The sequence below is a fragment of the Pseudomonas sp. GW821-FHT10C09 genome, from assembly GCF_059415465.1.
Window position 1 is genome coordinate 14,166 of sequence record NZ_JBWKNG010000013.1, and the last position, 19,076, is coordinate 33,241.

Annotated in this window: 16 protein-coding genes; 6 read left to right on the top strand and 10 right to left on the bottom strand. The window is 60.1% G+C overall.

The genetic code is table 11. The features are described 5' to 3' along the window. Positions 1-69: 69 nt before the first annotated feature. On the bottom strand, positions 70-1,038 hold the full coding sequence (locus AC07N8_RS14915; RefSeq protein WP_483840328.1) for a LysR family transcriptional regulator: 969 nt from the start codon (positions 1,036-1,038) through the stop codon (positions 70-72). 237 nt (positions 1,039-1,275) lie between these two features. Between AC07N8_RS14915 and AC07N8_RS14920 the strand changes: the two genes are divergently transcribed. From AC07N8_RS14920 to AC07N8_RS14935, 4 genes are all read left to right on the top strand, one after another. Further along, positions 1,276-2,775 carry an efflux transporter outer membrane subunit gene (locus tag AC07N8_RS14920; protein WP_493144468.1) on the top strand — a complete coding sequence of 500 codons (1,500 nt, stop codon included), beginning with the start codon at positions 1,276-1,278 and terminating at the stop codon, positions 2,773-2,775. Between the two features lie 222 nt (positions 2,776-2,997). Then, on the top strand, positions 2,998-5,190 hold the full coding sequence (locus tag AC07N8_RS14925) for an FUSC family protein (RefSeq protein WP_493144467.1): 2,193 nt from the start codon (positions 2,998-3,000) through the stop codon (positions 5,188-5,190). Then, positions 5,180-5,380: a DUF1656 domain-containing protein gene (locus AC07N8_RS14930; RefSeq protein ID WP_008153498.1), complete on the top strand. Its 201-nt coding sequence runs from the start codon at positions 5,180-5,182 to the stop codon at positions 5,378-5,380. Before AC07N8_RS14925 ends, AC07N8_RS14930 begins: the two co-directional genes overlap by 11 nt. Before the next feature lie 25 nt (positions 5,381-5,405). Then, entirely contained in the window at positions 5,406-6,269 is an 864-nt protein-coding gene (locus tag AC07N8_RS14935; RefSeq protein ID WP_483840331.1) for an efflux RND transporter periplasmic adaptor subunit, read from the top strand. A 111-nt stretch (positions 6,270-6,380) separates the two neighbouring features. Here AC07N8_RS14935 and AC07N8_RS14940 read toward each other — a convergent pair whose 3' ends face one another. The 3 genes from AC07N8_RS14940 to AC07N8_RS14950 all read right to left on the bottom strand — a co-directional run bounded on the left by AC07N8_RS14940 (position 6,381) and on the right by AC07N8_RS14950 (position 8,218). Further along, positions 6,381-6,779, bottom strand: a complete 399-nt coding sequence (locus AC07N8_RS14940) for a DUF4440 domain-containing protein (RefSeq protein ID WP_483840332.1) — start codon at positions 6,777-6,779, stop codon at positions 6,381-6,383. Between the two features lie 118 nt (positions 6,780-6,897). Beyond that, on the bottom strand, positions 6,898-7,722 hold the full coding sequence (locus tag AC07N8_RS14945; protein WP_483840333.1) for an SDR family oxidoreductase: 825 nt from the start codon (positions 7,720-7,722) through the stop codon (positions 6,898-6,900). Positions 7,723-7,753: 31 nt separating this feature from the next. After that, a complete protein-coding gene (locus tag AC07N8_RS14950; protein WP_483840334.1) occupies positions 7,754-8,218 on the bottom strand; it encodes a multidrug transporter in 465 nt (154 codons plus the stop codon). A 166-nt stretch (positions 8,219-8,384) separates the two neighbouring features. Between AC07N8_RS14950 and AC07N8_RS14955 the strand changes: the two genes are divergently transcribed. Both AC07N8_RS14955 and AC07N8_RS14960 read left to right on the top strand, forming a co-directional pair. Beyond that, the gene (locus AC07N8_RS14955) at positions 8,385-10,856 is read left to right on the top strand and encodes an RHS repeat domain-containing protein (RefSeq protein WP_493144466.1); all 2,472 of its coding nucleotides are present in this window, start codon (positions 8,385-8,387) and stop codon (positions 10,854-10,856) included. Beyond that, complete coding sequence (locus AC07N8_RS14960) at positions 10,831-11,115, top strand: hypothetical protein (protein WP_493144464.1); 285 nt, start codon at positions 10,831-10,833, stop codon at positions 11,113-11,115. The genes AC07N8_RS14955 and AC07N8_RS14960 overlap by 26 nt, the downstream gene beginning before the upstream one ends. Before the next feature lie 87 nt (positions 11,116-11,202). Here AC07N8_RS14960 and AC07N8_RS14965 read toward each other — a convergent pair whose 3' ends face one another. The 6 genes from AC07N8_RS14965 to AC07N8_RS14990 all read right to left on the bottom strand — a co-directional run bounded on the left by AC07N8_RS14965 (position 11,203) and on the right by AC07N8_RS14990 (position 19,068). Further along, the gene (locus AC07N8_RS14965; RefSeq protein WP_483840336.1) at positions 11,203-12,654 is read right to left on the bottom strand and encodes a mannose-1-phosphate guanylyltransferase/mannose-6-phosphate isomerase; all 1,452 of its coding nucleotides are present in this window, start codon (positions 12,652-12,654) and stop codon (positions 11,203-11,205) included. Positions 12,655-12,868: 214 nt separating this feature from the next. After that, positions 12,869-13,525, bottom strand: a complete 657-nt coding sequence (locus AC07N8_RS14970) for an alginate O-acetyltransferase AlgF (RefSeq protein ID WP_483840337.1) — start codon at positions 13,523-13,525, stop codon at positions 12,869-12,871. Between the two features lie 14 nt (positions 13,526-13,539). Beyond that, positions 13,540-14,715: an alginate O-acetyltransferase gene (locus AC07N8_RS14975; protein ID WP_123433573.1), complete on the bottom strand. Its 1,176-nt coding sequence runs from the start codon at positions 14,713-14,715 to the stop codon at positions 13,540-13,542. A gap of 11 nt (positions 14,716-14,726) precedes the next feature. After that, positions 14,727-16,292 carry an MBOAT family O-acyltransferase gene (locus tag AC07N8_RS14980; protein WP_483840339.1) on the bottom strand — a complete coding sequence of 522 codons (1,566 nt, stop codon included), beginning with the start codon at positions 16,290-16,292 and terminating at the stop codon, positions 14,727-14,729. A gap of 194 nt (positions 16,293-16,486) precedes the next feature. Next, entirely contained in the window at positions 16,487-17,611 is a 1,125-nt protein-coding gene (locus tag AC07N8_RS14985; protein ID WP_483840340.1) for a mannuronate-specific alginate lyase, read from the bottom strand. Positions 17,612-17,619: 8 nt separating this feature from the next. Then, positions 17,620-19,068, bottom strand: a complete 1,449-nt coding sequence (locus tag AC07N8_RS14990; protein WP_493144459.1) for an alginate O-acetyltransferase — start codon at positions 19,066-19,068, stop codon at positions 17,620-17,622. Between the last annotated feature and the right edge of the window lie 8 nt (positions 19,069-19,076).

Consider the following 19,076-nt stretch of genomic DNA (forward strand, 5'->3'; position numbering starts at 1 on the left):
CTGACCCAACAACCGACAGAACGCGTCGGAATCCTTCCCCAAATTCAGCGCGTCTGTAGGACCGTGGAATCAGTTCGCCAGCCGAGCCCCACCCAGACTCCCACTCAATTCATACGCCGCCAACTCCGCTTGATGCGCCGCCAGAATCTCTGGCAACGAGCCGCGCAAGTACTCGACCCACGTCTTGATCTTCGCGTCGAGATATTGCCGCGAAGGGTAGATCGCATACAGGTTCAGTTCCTGCGAGCGGTAGTTCGGCATCACCCGCACCAGCGAGCCGTTGCGCAAGCCTTCGATCGCCGCATACACCGGCAGCACGCCAACGCCCATGCCGCTGGTGATTGCGGTTTTCATGGCGTCCGCCGAGTTCACCAGAAACGGTGAGCTGTTAATGGTGACCATCTCCTGGCCTTCTGGCCCGTCGAAAGTCCACTTCTCCAGCGGAATCACCGGGCTTACCAGGCGCAGGCACATGTGGTTCAGCAAATCGCTGGGCTTTTGCGCGCAACCGTTGGCTTTCACGTACGCCGGCGAGGCGCAGACGATGCTGTAGGTGATGCCCAGCCGCTGAGACACGAAGCCAGAGTCCGGCAGTTCGCTGGCCAGCACGATGGACACGTCGTAGCCCTCGTCGAGCAAGTCCGGCACGCGGTTGGCCATGGTCAGGTCGAAGGTTACGTCCGGGTGCGTCTTGCGATAACGGGCGATGGCGTCGATCACGAAGTGCTGACCGATGCCGGTCATGGTGTGCACCTTGAGCTGCCCGGCCGGCCGCGCATGGGCGTCGCTGGCCTCGGCTTCGGCTTCTTCGACGTAGGCGAGGATCTGCTCGCAGCGCAACAGGTAGCGCTTGCCGGCCTCGGTCAGGGCGATGCGGCGGGTGGTGCGGTTGAGCAGGCGGGTTTGCAGGTGGGCTTCCAGGTTGGAGACCGCGCGCGAAACGTTGGCGGTGGTGGTGTCCAGTTGCACGGCGGCGGCGGTGAAGCTGCCGGCTTCGGCCACGTAACTGAAGGCGCGCATGTTTTGCAAAGTGTCCATGGGGTGCTCTCGGGTGCGATGGCAAATTGTGACACGAAGTTGCTGGGGCGGTGACCCCGACCAAGGGATTATCGCGTTAACGGTAACAAAGATTCACAAGAATCCCAGCTTATCGCCGTTCCGGCCGGCCCCTAGAATTGCGCCACCGCAGGAATCCGCTTGCACCAATGCCCGTCCGGCATGGCGCAAAACCTGTGGGAGCTTGGTCTTACCTCACCCTCTCAGGAAATCGCAGCAGTGCCGCGTCGCATCAGCAGAGCGCTTCAGACGCTCAGTGTTTTGGCTTTAACCCTGGCAATCAGTGGCTGCATCGGTACCGCAGGTATTGCCCCGCAGGGCAAGGCACTGGAGGCCGATTCCCTGGCCACCGACGCAGCCATTCAACACGCTGCGCAGGACGCGCACTGGCCCACCGCTCAATGGTGGCAGGCCTATGGCGACCCGCAATTGAACCGTTGGATCGACCTCGCCGTGCAAGGCAGCCCGAGCATGGCCATGGCGGCGGCGCGTGTGCGCCAGGCCAAATCCATGGCCGGCATCGCCGAATCCGCCGAGTCGCTGCAGATCAATGGCGAATCCACCCTCAAGCGCCACAACTGGCCCACCGATCAGTTCTACGGGCCGGGCGAATTGGCCAACACCACCACCTGGGATAACAACGCCGCGTTGGGCTTCAGCTATGCGCTGGACCTCTGGGGACGCGAAAGCAATGCCACCGAGCGCGCCGTCGACATGGCGCACATGAGTGCCGCCGAAGCGCGCCTGGCGCAGCTCGAATTGCAGAACAACATCGTGCGCGCCTACATCGAGCTGTCCTTGCATTACGCCCAGCGCGACATCGTCGAAGCGACGCTGCAGCAGCAACAGCAGATTCTCGACCTCGCGCAGAAGCGTCTGAACGGTGGCATCGGCACGCACTTTGAAGTCAGTCAGGCACAAACGCCGTTGCCGGAAACCCATCGCCAGATCGATGCGCTGGACGAGGAAATCGCCCTCAGCCGCAACCAGCTCGCGGCCCTCGCCGGTTTTGGTCCGGGGGAGGGCGCGAAGTTGCAGCGGCCAACGCTGTCGTTGGGCGCGGCGTTGAAATTGCCGTCGACGCTGCCCGCGCAATTGCTCGGTCAACGCCCGGACGTGGTTGCCAGTCGCTGGCAAGTGGCGGCGCAAGCGCGCGGCATTGACGTCGCCCACGCCGGTTTCTATCCCAACGTCGATCTGGTCGGCAGCCTCGGCTACATGGCCACGGGCGGTGGGGCGCTGGAGTTCTTGACCGGCAAGAAACTCAACTACAACGTCGGCCCGGCCATCTCGTTGCCGATTTTCGATGGCGGGCGTTTGCGCTCGGAGTTGGGCGAAGCGTCGGCGGGGTATGACATCGCCGTGGCCAAGTACAACCAGACGCTGGTCAATGCGCTGAAAAGCATCTCCGATCAATTGATCCGTCGCGAGTCGATGGACAAGCAGCAGGGCTTCGCCACCGAGTCCGTGGCCACGGCGCAGAAGACCTATGACATCGCGATGATCGCGTATCAGCGCGGGCTCACCGACTACCTCAATGTGCTTAATGCGCAGACGTTGTTGTTCAAGCAGCAGCAAGTGCAGCAGCAGGTGCAGGCGGCGCGGCTGAGTGCGCATGCGGAACTGGTGACGGCGTTGGGTGGTGGGCTGGGTGCGGGGAATGATGTGCCGAGCGACGTACAAACCCAGGCCCCGAAAACCCCGGCCCTTTTGAATTGACCCCGATGTATCAGACATACCCATATTTGTGGCGAGGGGGCTTGCCCCCGTTGGGTCGCGAAGCGGCCCCAAAACCTGCCATCGCATTTTCTCAGGTACACCGCATCCATCTGTACGGCGACTGCTGCGCAGTCGAACGGGGGCAAGCCCCCTCGCCACAGACAAGCCCTTCCACCACAGGGTTTCGGTTGATCCAGGTCGTTCAACTATGAGCACGATTTCATGACTCCCTTGCCCGCACCCTTGCGCTGGCTGTACTCCCTTGAATGGCGCCGGGGTTTCTTTGATTGGGCGCGCAGCGACGGCGTGACCTGGGTCTACATCTTCAAGGTGGTGTTCGCCGCATTCCTGACCTTGTGGCTGGCGATGCGCCTGGAATTGCCGCAACCGCGCACGGCGATGATCACCGTGTTCATCGTCATGCAGCCGCAAAGCGGTCAGGTGTTCGCCAAGAGTTTTTACCGCTTTCTCGGCACCTTGACCGGCTCGGCGGTGATGGTGGCGCTGATTGCCTTGTTCGCGCAAAACACCGAACTGTTCCTCGGCTCGCTGGCGATCTGGGTCGGCATCTGCTCGGCCGGTGCCGCGCGGTGTCGCAACTTTCGCGCCTACGGTTTTGTGTTGGCCGGTTACACCGCCGCGATGGTCGGATTACCTGCGCTGGCGCACCCGGACGGCGCGTTCATGGCCGCCGTCTGGCGGGTGCTGGAAATCTCCCTGGGCATTCTCTGCTCGACGCTGGTCAGCGCCGCGATCCTGCCGCAAACCGCCAGCGCGGCGATGCGCAATGCCTTGTATCAGCGCTTCGGCGTGTTTGCCTTGTTCGTCACCGATGGCTTGCGCGGTCGCAGCAAGCGGGAGGCGTTTGAAGCGAGCAACGTGCGCTTCATCGCTGAGGCGGTGGGGCTGGAAGGCTTGCGCAGCGTGACCGTGTTCGAAGACCCGCACATGCGTCGGCGTAACGGTCGGCTCAATCGTTTGAACAGCGAGTTCATGGGCATCACCACCCGCTTCAACGCCTTGCATCAGTTGCTCGAACGCTTGCGCAGCAGCGGTGCCGAGCCTGCGGTTGCCGCGATCAAACCGGGTTTGCAGGACCTCGCGGAGGTGCTCGACGGTTTCAGCGGTCGAGCCCTGACCGACGTGGACGCGGCACGCCTGGTCGTCGAGTTGAGCGCTTATAAAGAAGGCTTGCCGGCGCAGGTTCGCCGCTTGCGGGCGACCTTTCAGGAGAGCAACCCGAGCGACGCCGAGCTGCTGGATTTCCACACTGCGTACGAGTTGCTTTATCGCTTCGTCGACGACTTGCACAGCTATGCTCAGACCCACGCCTCACTCGCCGATCACAGCCATGCGCGCGAGCAATGGGACGAACCATTCACCCCGCAAACCAACTGGATGGCCTCGGCGGCGTCGGGGATTCGGGCGGCGTTCATCCTGGTGGTGCTCGGTAGCTATTGGGTGGCGACCGCATGGCCCAGCGGCGCGACGATGACCTTGATTGCCGCCGCCACTGTCGGCCTTTCCGCCGCCACACCGAACCCGAAACGCATGGCGTTTCAGATGGCCTGCGGGACGTTCCTCGGCGCACTGATCGGTTTCGTCGAGATGTTTTTCATCTTCCCGTGGATCGACGGTTTCCCGTTGCTGTGCGTGATGCTCGCGCCGGTGATCGTGCTCGGTTCGTTCCTCACCTCGCGGCCGCAATACGCCGGTGTCGGCCTCGGCTTGCTGATCTTCTTCAGCACCGGTTCGGTGCCGGACAACCTCACGGTCTACAACCCTTATGCCTTCATCAATGACTACATCGCCATGGTGCTCGGCATGTTGGTCTGCGCCGCGGCCGGGGCAATCATTCTGCCGCCGAACAGCCGCTGGCTGTGGCGGCGTCTGGAGCAGGACCTGCGTGGGCAAGTGGTGTACGCGATCAGCGGCAAACTCAAGGGCTTGGCGTCGAGTTTTGAGAGTCGCACGCGGGACTTGCTGCATCAGGCGTATGGCCTCGCGGCGGGGCAACCGCAGGTACAAAGCAACTTGCTGCGCTGGATGTTCGTGGTGCTGGAAGTCGGCCACGCGATCATCGAGTTGCGCAAGGAGCAGGCGATTTTGCCGGTGCATCCGGCATACGCCGAATCGCAGCCGTGGCGCCAGGCGATCCGCGTGATGGGCCGCTCGCTGGTGCGGCTGTTCCTGCAACCGAGCCAGAACAATCTGGAGCGCAGTTTGATCGCGGTCGACCATGCGATCAGCCGCGTGCAAGCCACCGACGAACCCTTCGCACCGCACTTCGACACCTCGGCCCTGCGCCGGGTGAAGAGCTACCTGCACTTCATTCGCACCTCGTTGCTGGACCCGCAATCACCGCTCGCGGCCTACACGAAAACCGCGCCGCAAGGACTTGAACATGCCTCGTGAAATCGCCTTCCACGGCGTGTACATGCCCACCATGACACTGATGTTTTTCATCGCCGCCGCACTGGCCTGGGCGCTGGACCGGTTCTTGTCCGGGTTCGACCTGTACCGCTTTTTCTGGCACCCGGCGCTGCTGCGCCTGAGCCTGTTTACCTGTCTGTTCGGCGCGCTGGCGCTGACTGTTTATCACTGACTCTCTAATTCTGAAGAAGGCCCTGATGAAAAAGCTTTTCAGCCTGCTCGCCACCCTGTTGGTGCTGGCCCTCGCGCTATGGATCGGCCGGACCCTGTGGGTGCATTACATGGACACCCCGTGGACCCGCGACGGCCGGGTGCGCGCCGACATCATCAACGTCGCCGCCGACGTCACCGGGGAAGTGGTAGACGTGCCGGTGCGCGATAACCAGCAAGTGAAGAAGGGCGATTTGCTGATGCAGATCGACCCCGAGCACTACCGCATCGCGGTCAAGCAGGCGCAGTCGCTGGTCGCCTCACGCAAGGCCACGTGGGAGATGCGCAAGGTCAACGCCCGCCGCCGTGCGGACATGGACAACCTGGTGATCTCCCGGGAAAACCGCGACGACGCCAGCAACATCGCCGACTCGGCACTCGCCGATTATCAACACGCGCAGGCGCAACTCGAAGCCGCCGAACTCAACCTCAAACGCACCGAAGTGCGGGCGGCGGTGGACGGGTATGTGACCAACCTCAACGTCCATCGTGGCGACTACGCACGTATCGGCGAAGCGAAAATGGCCGTGGTCGACATGAACTCGTTCTGGGTCTATGGCTTCTTCGAAGAAACCAAGTTGCCGCATGTGCGCGTGGGCGATAAGGCCGACATGCAATTGATGAGCGGCGAAGTGCTGAAGGGGCATGTGGAGAGCATTTCTCGTGGCATCTACGACCGGGATAACCCGCAGAGTCGCGAACTGATTGCCGATGTGAACCCGACGTTCAACTGGGTGCGACTCGCGCAGCGGGTGCCGGTGCGGATTCACATTGATGAAGTGCCGGAGGGGGTGCTGTTGGCGGCGGGGATTACGTGCACGGTGGTGGTTAACCCAGCAGTTGGCGAATAACCCTGTGGCGAGGGAGCTTGCTCCCGTTGGACTGCGCAGCAGTCCCCTACTTTTTGGGACCACTTCGCAGCCCAGCGGGAGCAAGCTCCCTCGCCACAAAGAGCGATCGAGTCAACCCTTGCAAAACGTCTCATGCAAGTGCCGCCAGATCAGCCGGCCATCGGCGTCTTTCTCAAACACCACGGTCGAACGTCGATCCGAATGCAACCCGGTGGCATCGGTCTGTTGCTCGCGATAACTCACCACCGCGCCGCCGTCATACAGCGCAACACCGCGCAAGTCGCTGAGCTCGATCCTGAACCCGAGCTTCTTGCCGCCCGCCAGTTGAAACAGTTCGCTCAACGCCTCGAAATCCAGCACCCGGCCCAATGGCGAGACCATGGAGAACTGTGGCGAAAACCGGCTCAGCAGTTGTTCGAGTTCCGAGTCGTCTCGTTCTTCGGCCAGCCATTGTTCGATGGCGACGTGGGCCTGGATGACTTCGTCGAAGTAGTCGGTGTAGTCGGTCATAGTGTTTCCTGAATTTTTGCAGTGTTTGTTCTGAAGCCTTCGCGAGCAGGCTCGCTCCCACAGTGGAATGCATTTCAAATGTGGGAGCGAGCCTGCTCGCGAAGCGGTCAACTCGGTCTCAGAGCTGCCCACGCAACCCGAACCGCTTCATCAACCCCGATTCCAGCAAGCCTTTCGGCAACAACCCCGCCAACAACGGCAACGCCCGGCTGCCGTTACCCAATCGAATCAAGCGCGGTGGCTTGCTTTGCTGCACAGCCTTGAGCAAACCCTCGGCAAATTCCCGGGCCGGTGTCGGCTTGTCCTGTGATGCCTTGGCCCGTGCACGAATACCTTCACGCAGTGGAAACCATGGCGATTGTTCGGTGATCAGTTGCTCGGCTTCGTGGCCGGCATTCTTCGCGAAGCTGGATTCGATGGCGCCTGGCTGGACTTCCATCACGCGGATACCGAACGGCGCCAGTTCCATGCGCAGAGCATCGCTCAACGCATGAACGGCCGCTTTTGACGCGCAATACGCGCCAGCAAATGGCGTGACCAAAACCCCTGAAACGCTGCCAATATTCACCACCAATCCTTTGGCGCGACGCAGCACCGGGAACAGCGCGCGGGTGACGCCGACAATCGCAAACACGTTGGTCTCGAATTGCCGCTGCATGGCCGGTACACCGCCGTCGAGCAGCGGCCCCATCGCGCCATAACCGGCGTTGTTGATCAGCACGTCGAGGCCGCCGCGTTGCTGATTGATCTGTTCGCTCAGCTGTTCGAGCGCGGCGCCGTCATTGACGTCCAGTTGCACGGCGGTGAAACCGGCGGCGGTTAACGCGGCCACGTCTTCAGCCTTGCGGGCGCTGGCCCAGACTTCGTAGCCGGCCTCTTTGAACACGTCGGCGAGGGCGCGGCCAATGCCGCTGGAGCAACCGGTAATCAACGCAACGGGCATGGCGCGGTCCTTGTGCAAAGTAAGAGTTAAATTAATCGGAGAAACTACCCTGCAAACGCTCGGCGCGAAACTCCAGGGTTTGCGGGCGATAGCCTGGGCGCAATGGCGGCAAGGGCAAACAGTCTTCCCAGTTAGCGCCGGCCTGCAGCTCGCCGGGGCCACGATAGCGTGGGGCGTCGTATTGGTTGTCGGCCAGATTGACCGTGTCCCCCGGTGCATACGCCGCGATGCGCCAGCGCAATTCGGTCAGCGGCACGTCGTTGCCGTTGTTCATTTTCAGCTGCAACGGGCGATCCGCCGGGCACTGCTCGGGCGCGTAGGCGATGCGCAGCTCCAGCCGCGCCAGTTGCTTGACCTCGCGGTTGTCCAGCCAGACCACCCACGTGGCCACCAGGCCCAAACCGACGGCGGCTGCCACAGACACGGGAAACGCCTTGGACGGGTAGCGCAGCAGCAGGATCAGCCAAGTGATGACCAGCAGGACGCCGATGAACATGTGTGTACGCTCCTTGAACTCATGGCCTCCATCCTACCGAAGGGCCGCGTGAATGGACATTCGTGGATCAAGCGTTGTTGCCATTGGTCGGAACTGTAATTTCTGACAGTAGCCGGCCCGCGCCATTAGCGATTAGCTGACCACTGGCTCACAGGGACGCGCCGGCATGCACGATAAAACCCCCACAGTGTCGGTCGTCGACCCGCGAAAGCTGCCGATCCGTTCCATTGCTTATTGGCGCGAGGTTGAAGGCGAGCCGACTCAGGCACGCATCAACCGCACACTGCACAATGCCGCCGGGCACGCTGTCATGCAGTGGGACCCTCGGCTTTGGTTGCTACAGGAACAAAACCCGCTGGCGCCCGCCAGTCTCGTGAGGGTGCATGCACTGTCCGGTGTTGCCATCTCGACGCTCAGCGTGGATGCCGGCTCGCAGATCAATCTCCTCGGCCTGGCCGGCGAAGTGCTGCAAGGCTGGGACGGTCGCGGCACACGACGCGAGATTGAATACGACGAACTGCTGCGCCCGGTGACGGTGTTTGAGCACGTCGCCACCGCGCCACGACGTTGTGCCGAACGCATGGAATATGGTCGTCCCGGTCAGGGTCATCAGGACCACAACCCGTTCGGGCAACTGATTCGACGGGATGGCCCTGGCGGGACCGTATCGTTTGAGGCGTTTGCGATCACAGGTCAATGCTCAAGACAGGTTCAACACTTCGCTCTGGATGCCGTCGCCCCTGATTGGCCGGAGCCGATTGCTGATCGCGATGAATTGTTGGAGCCCGGCGATGGGGCTGTTTCGACGTGGCGGTTCGGTCCGCTCGGGAATGTGCTGGACTCGGTCGATGCCAGGCAGAACTGTCAGACCTTCGGTTACACCCTTGATGGTCGACTACGCCACAGTGCCTTGAAGCTCGCAGGCAAGCCGTCCGGGCAAACACTGGTGAGTGGCATCGAATACAACGCCCAAGGACAGATCACTCGCGAAGTGGCGGGTAACAACGTACAGACGACCCTCAAATATTCTCCGCAAGACGGACGCCTGATTGAGCGCCGGGCGCACAGCGATCACAGCGGATTGCTGCAACACCTGCTCTACGACTACGACCAAATGGGTAACGTGCTGAGCATCGAAGACAAGGCGTTGGCGGTGCGTTTTTTCAACAATCAACGCATCGAGCCCGTCAGTCGATTTACCTACGACAGCCTGTATCAACTGATCGCGGCGACTGGCTGGGAGGCGGGTGCGCCCAACCAAGGACCGGCATCCGTTGGGCGCAGCGATCCAGCGGCGCTCAGCAACTACGAGCAAACCTACAGTTATGACAAAAGCGGGAACTTGCTGAAGCTGACACATGTCGGTGCGCAAAGTCCTGGGCGTGATCTGAAAGCTGCCCCGTACAGCAATCGTTGCCTACCTTGGCGCAACGACGAACCGCCGACCGAGGAAGAAATCGCCGCGGCATTCGACGCCAGCGGCAATTTGCTGGAGCTGGATCCGGGGCGACTCCTGACGTGGGATTTGCGTAACCAATTGCAATCGGTCAGCCCGGTGGTGCGCGACTCTGGACGCAATGACGTTGAGTCCTATCTCTACGATGGCGGTGGCCAACGGGTGCGAAAAATTCGCGCGTTGCAGACCAACGCCCGAACCGTGATAGCCGAAGTGCGCTATTTACCGGGGCTGGAACTGCGTACCGCCAGTGGCACCGGTGAGAGGCTGCAAGTCATCACCGCACAGGCGGGCCTGAATTCGGTGCGGGTGTTGCATTGGGAAAGCGATCCACCGTCCGGCGTCAACGATCAGTATCGGTACACCCTGGCCGATCACCTGAACTCCTGCACCATGGAACTGGCCGACGACGCTCGAATCATCAGCCGGGAAGTTTTCTATCCGTTCGGCGAGACCGCGTGGTTCGCTGGCGCGGATGCGATTGAAGTCGATTACAAAACCATTCGCTATTCGGGCAAGGAACGGGATGCTACAGGGCTTTATTACTATGGTCTTCGGTACTACATACCGTGGCTGCAGCGCTGGCTTAATCCCGATCCCGCAGGAGAGGTCGACGGGCTCAATCTTTATCGAATGGTTCGTAACAACCCATTGACGTTTTTTGACGAACAGGGCGAAGAGCCTGAGTCGGAAACGTCATTAACCACCGCTACCGGTATTTTTGAAACGTACAAGGAAGGTTACAGCGATATAGATAGACAGCTTCCTTTCAAAATGATGGCCGATATTACCGGCAACAAATTGGTTTTTAAAACAAACAAGGCATCTGCCGGAATGCTCGAAAAAACCAGCACCAAGCGTTTCACTTTGAGGCATTACACCGTTTCTGGCAGTCAAGGGGATACGCCACCCTTCATGGAGATAGCGTCAAACTTTTCGCTGGTCCATAAAAAGGTGAAAACGTTGGGTGGAAAGGGTGGCAACACAAACGAGAAAGACTGGACGAAGGCAGGCAACAGCGCCTTTACCTTTTTTCTCCTGGCCGTGGATGGTGAAGTCAACGAACGTAAATTTCTTCAATCAATGACCCACTTCGCCGAATACGATCTAGGGGATGACAGGGCGCTGGAGGAAGCGCTGGGCCCAGGTTTCAATGATGTCGATTTTTTTTGCCTCTCCTGATGTATTGGACCCAAAGCATTCCGCGAATCTGGCAACCGTTCCAATGGTTAAGGGGCGGTTGAAAGATTTGAAGGCGCTGCTGTTGGGTAACTCAGGGATTTCTGCGGTGCAAGTGGGAAGAATGGATTCGAAATCATTACTTAATAGTATTGATCATGCGTTTGGTGGAAGCCTCGAGATCAAAATTCCTGGCACGATGAAAGTTAAAACGTGGCACAAGAAAACAACAACGCCATCTGTTGGTAAGAAGGCAGCATGATCGCCTACAGCTAAAAAAGCCCCCGCCCAACCCGCTACGGATAGGGGACGCAGCGGGCTGGACGGGGGCTTTCATTTTGCTGAACGCTTACTGCGCGATGGTTTTCACCGACACGCCGCGCTCGACCGGTGTCGACCGACCGTAGATATCTTCAAAGCGCTCGATATCGTCTTCACCCAGGTAGCTGCCCGATTGCACTTCGATGATCTCGAGTGGAATCTTGCCCGGGTTGCGCAGACGGTGGACCGACGCGATCGGGATGTAGGTCGACTGGTTTTCGCAGAGCAGGAACACATTCTCATCGCAGGTCACTTCAGCGGTGCCGCTGACCACGATCCAGTGTTCGGCGCGGTGGTGGTGCATTTGCAGCGACAGGCACGCGCCCGGTTTGACCGAAATGTGCTTGACCTGGAAACGGCCGCCCATGTCCACCGAGTCGTAGGAACCCCACGGACGATAGACTTCGCAGTGGTTCTGGGTTTCGCTGCGACCCTGCTCGTTGAGGGTGTTGACCATCTGTTTCACGCCTTGGACCGAGTCCTTGTGCGCAATCATCATGGCGTCCTTGGTTTCGACCACCACGATGTTTTCCAGGCCGATCACCGACACCAGTTTGCCGTTGCCGTGGATCATGCAGTTCTTGCTGTCCTGAATCACCACATCGCCTTTGGTGACGTTGCCGTTGGCGTCTTTTTCATTCACTTCCCACAGCGACGCCCAGCAACCGACATCGCTCCAGCCCGCAGTCAGCGGCACGACGCAGGCGCGCTGGGTTTTTTCCATCACTGCGTAGTCGATGGAGTTGTCCGGGCAGCAGGCGAAGGTGGCTTCGTCGAAGGTGATGGTGTCGGCATCTTGCTCGCTGCGTTCGAGGGTCAACAGACAGGTGTCGTAGATGTCCGGGTCGTGCTTTTTCAGTTCTTCGAGGAAGCGGCTGGCGCGGAACAGGAACATGCCGCTGTTCCAGAAATAACCACCGGACTCGACATATTCGGTGGCACGTTTGACGTCCGGTTTCTCGACAAAATGCGAGACGCGGCTGACGCCTTCGGGCAGCAGCGAATCATTGGTCGACTTGATGTAGCCATAACCGGTTTCCGGTTTGGTCGCCGGCACGCCGAACAGCACCATTTCGCCGTTTTCGGCAGCCACGGTGGCCAGGGCCAGCGCACGTTGCAGGGCTTTCTGGTCTTCCAGCACGTGGTCGGCCGGCAGCACCAGCATCAACTCGTCGCGACCTTCATTGACCAGCATCATCGCGGTCAGGGCCACGGCCGGCGCGGTGTTGCGACCGAACGGTTCCATCAGGATGCGCTGGGCTTCGAGTTTGCGGTTGCTCAACTGCTCGTTGACGATGAAGCGGTGGTCCTTGTTGCACACCACGATCGGGGTGTCCATGCCTTCGAACACCAGGCGTTCCAGGGTTTGCTGGAACAGCGTGTGTTCGCCGGTCAGGGCAAGGAATTGCTTGGGAAACTGTTTACGCGAAAGCGGCCAAAGACGTGAGCCGCTACCACCTGACAAGATCACCGGAATCATGTTGTTACTCCTTTAAAATCGATTGGTTAGAGCTACGAACGTTCTGTCGTTTCACTCTTGTTCTTATTCCGTGTCCTGACTGAGACGGCGATTCAATGTGGGAGCGAGCCTGCTCGCGAAGGCGGCGTATCAGTCGACATCAATGATGGATGTCAGACCGCTTTCGCGAGCAGGCTCGCTCCCACAAGGGAACCGAGTCAGTCAGGCAAATTGATTAGCGCGTCGAGACGGGGCGTTTTACCCAGACTGGCGACAGGCTGCTGCCGTTGCCGGTGACGTACAGCACGGCCGCTTCACCGCGTTCCAGGGCAACCGGTTTGACGTCGCCGACTTTTTTGTCGCCTTCAAACAACGCCAGGCTGACCTTCACCGGGTTGATCTCACGCTCGCCACGGCCCTTGGCGGCCACGCTTGGCACCACGTCAGTCTTGCCGTCAGCGGTCTTCAGGGTCAGGGCCTTGTCGCTCAGGTTTTGCAGACGCACCAAGGACTTTTGCTTGTTCTTGAACGGCGGTTCTTCGATCAGTTGCGGCGCGCCGGAAGCGTTGTTGACCAGGGTGTAGTAGTGGTCACCGGCCAGTTTCACCGGCAGGGACTGGCTGCCGACCTTGGCGCTGTAGTCACCGCCCGGCATGAAGCTGAAGTCGGTGCTGGACAGCGGTGCGACGTCGCTCAGGCTGGTGGTGCCGACGGTGGCGCTGACTTCAGCGTTACCGGCGTTGTAGACCCGTACGAAGCTCGAGCCTTTTGGTGCGGTCGGGCCGTAGAGTGCAGCGTCGCCACCGGCGAAGGCGTTCATCGACAGCACGCTGAAGGTCGCGGCCAAAGCGAAAGTCTTGGCGAGACGGCGAGGAGTAGTAGTGAAAGTCATGGTGTACCTCTCTTTCAGTTTTGCGCCCGGTCGGGCGTCTCGGATTTAGTGTTTGCGGCTACGTTTTGTTGGCGGGCGCCGGCTTCTTTGAGCTCTGCGACCCACTGCGGGTCGGCGTCGCCGATTTCGTTGTTCACAGGCAGATATCGTTCAGGAAACTCCCAGATCAGCACTTGTGGCGGGCTGTTCTTGAAAGCATCGCTTTTCAGGTAGCTGAGCATCGGCAGGATCGGGCCGTGGCCGTCTTCGGCGTAATTGACCACGTCGCTGCGCAGCGCTTGTTTCAGTGCGCCGACGAAGTTCCAGTTCGGGTTGGCGCTGTAGCTGGTGCCGATCAGGGCCACCGGCACTTCGGTGTTGGCGAACAAGGCGTCGTCACCGGCAGGCTGATCGCCAGCCGCCACGGTGTTGCGCTTCTGCAGCGGCTCTTGCGCCGGCATCAGGTTTTCGAACAGCGGGTCCAGCGGCAGGAACAGGCGCAGGTCGCCCTTGTGCGTGACTTTTTCCGCGGGTTCAGTGACGAAGTTTTGCGGTTCGCCGCTCAGCGGCAGTTTGTCGGCGATGGTTTTCGCCAGGGTCTCGGCGGCGACTTGTGCGCCTTCCGGGGTCCAGTGGGTGTCGGTGCGCAGGAACACTTGCTGACCGTTCTGCTTGGCTTTTTGCAGCGGGCCGAGCAGGTCGGGGGCGAGGATCTTGTCGGCCGCGACACGGGCGTGGAAGTCCTGATAGAGGTTGGCGTGAATGCTCGAAGGCTTCACCTCACCCAGGTGTTCCGGGTACAGGCGGGTCTTGGCCGGCACGATCGCCATCACCAATTGCACGCCTTGCTCTTTCAAGGTCTGGCGCACGCCTTCGACCAGCGCGTAGTTGCCTTGCAGGTTCAGCTCTTCGTTGACGATCGGGTTGAACTCTTCATCGCTGTAGAGCCACTGATCGCGGCCGAGCACGACGCCCGGACGACCTTCGTTGAACAGTTTGAAATCCAGCGCGGCCCAGAGGTTGGTGCCCAGGCGCTTGATCGGAAACTCGTCGTCGTAGTGCGTCTCCACGGCTTTGGTCCAGCGGCCGTTGAGCACCGTCGCCTCGGCGTTGGTGCTGAAGCCGAAGAAGCTGCGCGTGGACCACAGGCCCAGTGCCAACAGCGTCAGCAGGAACAGGGCGATGTAGAAGATGCGTAATGAGCGGGTCATGGTCAGATCCCTCAGAACTGGAAGTAAAGGAACGGCGAGAAGCTTTGCGCCGAGAGTTTGAAAATCGAAGCAATGAACAGCAGCAGCACCAGGGCGCGCATCACGTAACGCGACCAGTCAGCGGTCCAGTAGGCCGGTTGCACGGTGGCTTCAACGCCGACGGTGTAGCCCGGTTGGTGGATGCTGGCCGGGTTGTCGCCCGGTACGGCTTTGATCATTCCTGGGGTTGCGCCAGCAGGACCATCGGTCTCGACATTGACGGCAGGTTTGGTCTTCTCTGGCGGACGGTTGGTGTAGAAATCACGGATGCCGAAGAACGCCAGCGTCACGTACGCCACCACCAGGGTTGCCACTTGCAGGCCGGTGAGGCTGGCCTGGTTGAGTTCCGACAACGACCATTCGTTGAAGCTGAACATCGCGCCGTACATACGGCCGGCGACGTGCAGGTTTTCCGAGCGGAAGATCACCCAGCCCATCACCACCAGCAGGAACGTCAGCGCCCAGCGGATCGGGTTGATGCTGCGCGGCGAGGTGTTCAGGCCCAGCGCTTTTTCAATCGCCAGCCACATGCCGTGCCACGCACCCCAGACGATGTAGGTGATGTTCGCGCCGTGCCACAGACCACCGAGCAGCATGGTCAGGAACAGGTTGCGATAGGTCATCAGCGTGCCTTTGCGGTTACCGCCCAGCGTGATGTACAGGTAGTCACGCAGCCAGGTGGAAAGACTGATGTGCCAGCGACGCCAGAACTCGGTGATCGACTGGCTGATGTACGGCTGCTTGAAGTTTTCCATGAAGCGGAAACCCATCATCAAGCCCAGGCCGATGGCCATGTCGCTGTAGCCGGAGAAGTCGAAATACAGTTGCGCGGTGTAGGCCAGTGCGCCGAGCCAGGCATCGCCCGTGGTCGGGTTTTGCAGGGCGAAGCAGTGGTCGGCGACGACGGCGAGGGTGTCGGCGATGAAGACTTTCTTGATGAAACCCTGCATGAACCGCGTGCAGCCCTCGGAGAATTTATCCAGGGTGTGGGTGCGGTTGTTGAACTGGTCGGCGAGGTCGCGGAAACGCAACACCGGGCCGGCAATCAGGTGCGGGAAAATCGCCACGAACGCCGCAAAGTCGATCAGGTTGCGAGTCGCCGGGGTGTCACCACGATAGACGTCGATGATGTAGCTGATGGACTCGAAGATGTAGAACGAGATCCCGATCGGCAACAGCACGTGGGTCAGGATGAACGGCGACAGACCGACCGAGGTCATCATCGCGTTGATGCTGTCGACGCCGAAGTTGGCGTACTTGAAGTAGCCCAGGATGCACAGGTCGACGGCGACGCCGAGCAGCAGCCAGCGCTGGGCCGGTTTGGTGCGAACGCCTGCGGCACCGACTTTGAGGCCGATCCAGTAGTTCCACAGCGTGACGGCGGCGAACAGCGCGAGGAAGTCCACGCGCCACCAGGCATAGAACACGTAGCTGGCGATCAGCAGCAGCAGGTTGCGATAGCGTATTCCGCTCAAGTAGTACAAGCCGAGAAAGATCGGCAAGAACAGAAACAGGAACACATTGGATGAAAATACCATCCCGATCTCTCCATGTTTAACCAACAGTCAAGGGCCAACGGCCCCCCCAAACCCCCCACCGAAAACCTGGGGGGCAACATCACTTCACTGTGGGAGCGAGCCTGCTCGCGAAAGCGGTGTTTCAGTCGACATCTTTAGTGAATGTCAGACCGCATTCGCGAGCAGGCTCGCTCCCACAGGGGATTGCATCTGTCTTAGGAACCCTTGTTGCCTTTTTCATTGGCCGGGTCGAAGACCTTGGTCAAATCCCCACCGAGGCGGAAGGTCTTGAACGGCTGCATTTTGTGTTTCTGTTGCAGCACATCCGGCGCGCAGGTGTAGAGCGTGCAGAACGGTTCGAGCCAGGCGAATTTCGAGTCGATCTTCAGATCGGTCATGTCCTGTTCCTTGCCGTTCTTCTTCTCGAAGATGTCCGGATCTTTAATCCCGGCCAGCACCTGATCACCCAGGCGTTTCAGCGCGCCGTTGTTTTCCTGGCGCAAGTCCACACCGTTGACCTGAGCGAAACTGGCGATCATCGCCAGTGGCGGCAGGGCGTAGTTGTGGTAGGCGAGGGCGCGTTGCTGGCGCTTGAGTTCGTTCGGCAGGAAACCCTGCGCGTCGACCTGATTGGCGCCGACCTTGTATTCCTTCACGGCCCAGTCAAACAGGTCGCGGCGGTTGGTCGCGACCGACGTGGCCATCACCGACCAGGCAGCCCAGTACGAGTGATTGTTGGTTTGCTCGAGCGGCAGGTTGTCCCAGTCGCTGACCACCTGATCGGCCATTTTGCTGAACCAGGCTTCGATCAACTGCGACTCTTGCTGATGGTTGGCCAGCGGATGCGAGTCGGAGAACTTCAGGCGGATATACGACGAAGCCATGCTGCCCAGCGCCCATTTGCGCATGGACTTGCCGGTGTGGTTGAAGTCCTTGGACATCAACGCATCGGCCTTGGCCCAGGCGGTCAGCCAGGTCAGCGTGCATTCGAGTTGTTCCGGGCGACCATCACGCATGAATTGCATCACGCGCTTGCTGGTGCCGCGTTCGATCTTGGTGATGTCGGCGGTGCTGTCGCGGAAGGCTTTTTCCGATTGCACGTTCAGGGTCGAACGGGCCTTGTCGGAGCCTTCGTATTTGCTGCGAAATTGCAGCGAGCCGGTGTACGGTGTCGGCATCGCATCACAGCCTTCGCTGCTGTCGCCGGTTTTGACTTTTTCGATCGGCGCGAAGTAACCCTGTGGCGGGCGCAGGGGTGCGGCGGCCTGGGTGGCACCGGCGAACATTGCCAGGGTCAGCAACGATGGCGCGAGCAGGTTTTTCAACGTTCGGTTTCGCATGGCAGACCTCATTGCCCGGCCTGAGCAGTTCGCTGCTCAGCACTCGGGAACACGTTGCGTTTGCAGATTTTCGCTTCGACTTTTTGCGGCGCGGCACCTGCTTCAGGGCCCTGGACTTCGACGGCCAGCAGATTCTGCGAGGCCCAGTCTTCGTCCGTGCGCAACTCAAAGGCGAAACGCCCGTCGGTGTCGGAGGTTTCCGGTTTATCGATCTTGATGTCCTCGTGGCGACCGTTCATGTACCAGAGGGTGGCGTGCAGGGTTTTCACCGACGGATCGGCGAAGCGGATGTCGACCTGGTGGCTGCTGTTTTGCAGGTCCAGGTTTTTGCTGTTGACCATCAATTCGTTCTTGCCCGGTTTCAGCGTGGTGCTGCCGGACATCTGTGCATCCTTGCCTTCGCAACCGTTGTCCAGCAGCGCCATCATTTGGCGGTAGATGGTTTCCTGGTCGAGGCGATAGAGCGGCGAGAATTCCCAGATCAGGATCTTTGGCGGCTTGGTCTGGAATTCTTCGCTACCCAGGTACTGCAGCATCGAACCTTCCAGGCCACCGCCGGGGAACGCCACGTTGAGGATGTCGGCGCCGATGGCCTCTTCGAGGAAACCGGCGAAGTTATAGTTCTTGCCACTGTGGCTCGTGCCTACCAGGGTGATCTCCGGATTGCCGGCGTCGCTGAACAGATCGCCGTCGGCGGCTTCGCCCTTGGGCTCGGTGGTGAATTGATCCATGTACTGGATCGCGTAGCTGGTGCCACAGAGTTGACCGGCCATGTTGTGCAATGTTCCGGTCTTGCCCATGCGACCCGACCTGTGGGTCTCGAATTCACGCTTCGGAATGCCGGCAAACGCCGGAATCTGCTTGACCTTTTCCGCGACGATTTTCGCGGTGCGCTGGGCACCATACGGTGTCCAGTGTTGGTCGCCGCGGAAGTAGAAGTCGTGGGCGGGCAGGGTGTCGGGCAGTGACTCGTTGGTCAGCGGCGACAGGTCCGGTACGACGTAACCCATGGCGGCGAAACGCCCGAGCATGGTCTTGTAGTTCTTCAGTGCCTTGTCGAAATCGTACTTGGCTTTTTCTTCCGGGTTGAGCTTGTTGCGGTTCACCAGGCCACGGGTCGGCTGGTAGACGACGACCAGTTCAACGCCTTTGCTCTTGAACGCATCGTGCAGCTCTTTCATGCGTTTGTAGCCGGCGGGGGTGGTGTCGAATTCGGTGCGCAAGTCTTCTTGCGTACGGAACAGCCAGTCGCCCTGAGCCTGCACCAGGGTGGTGAAGTTTTGTTGATAACGCGTGGTGTAATTCTTCGCGTCATGGGCTTCGGGGCACAGGTTGCAGCACGGATCAGCCGTGAATTTTGGTGCCTGGGCTTCATCGGCGCGAACACCGCCGCTGGCCGCGAGAATGCCGGCGGTCAGGGCCGACAGGCTGAGTAATTTGATCAAGTGTGGGTGCATAAAATTAT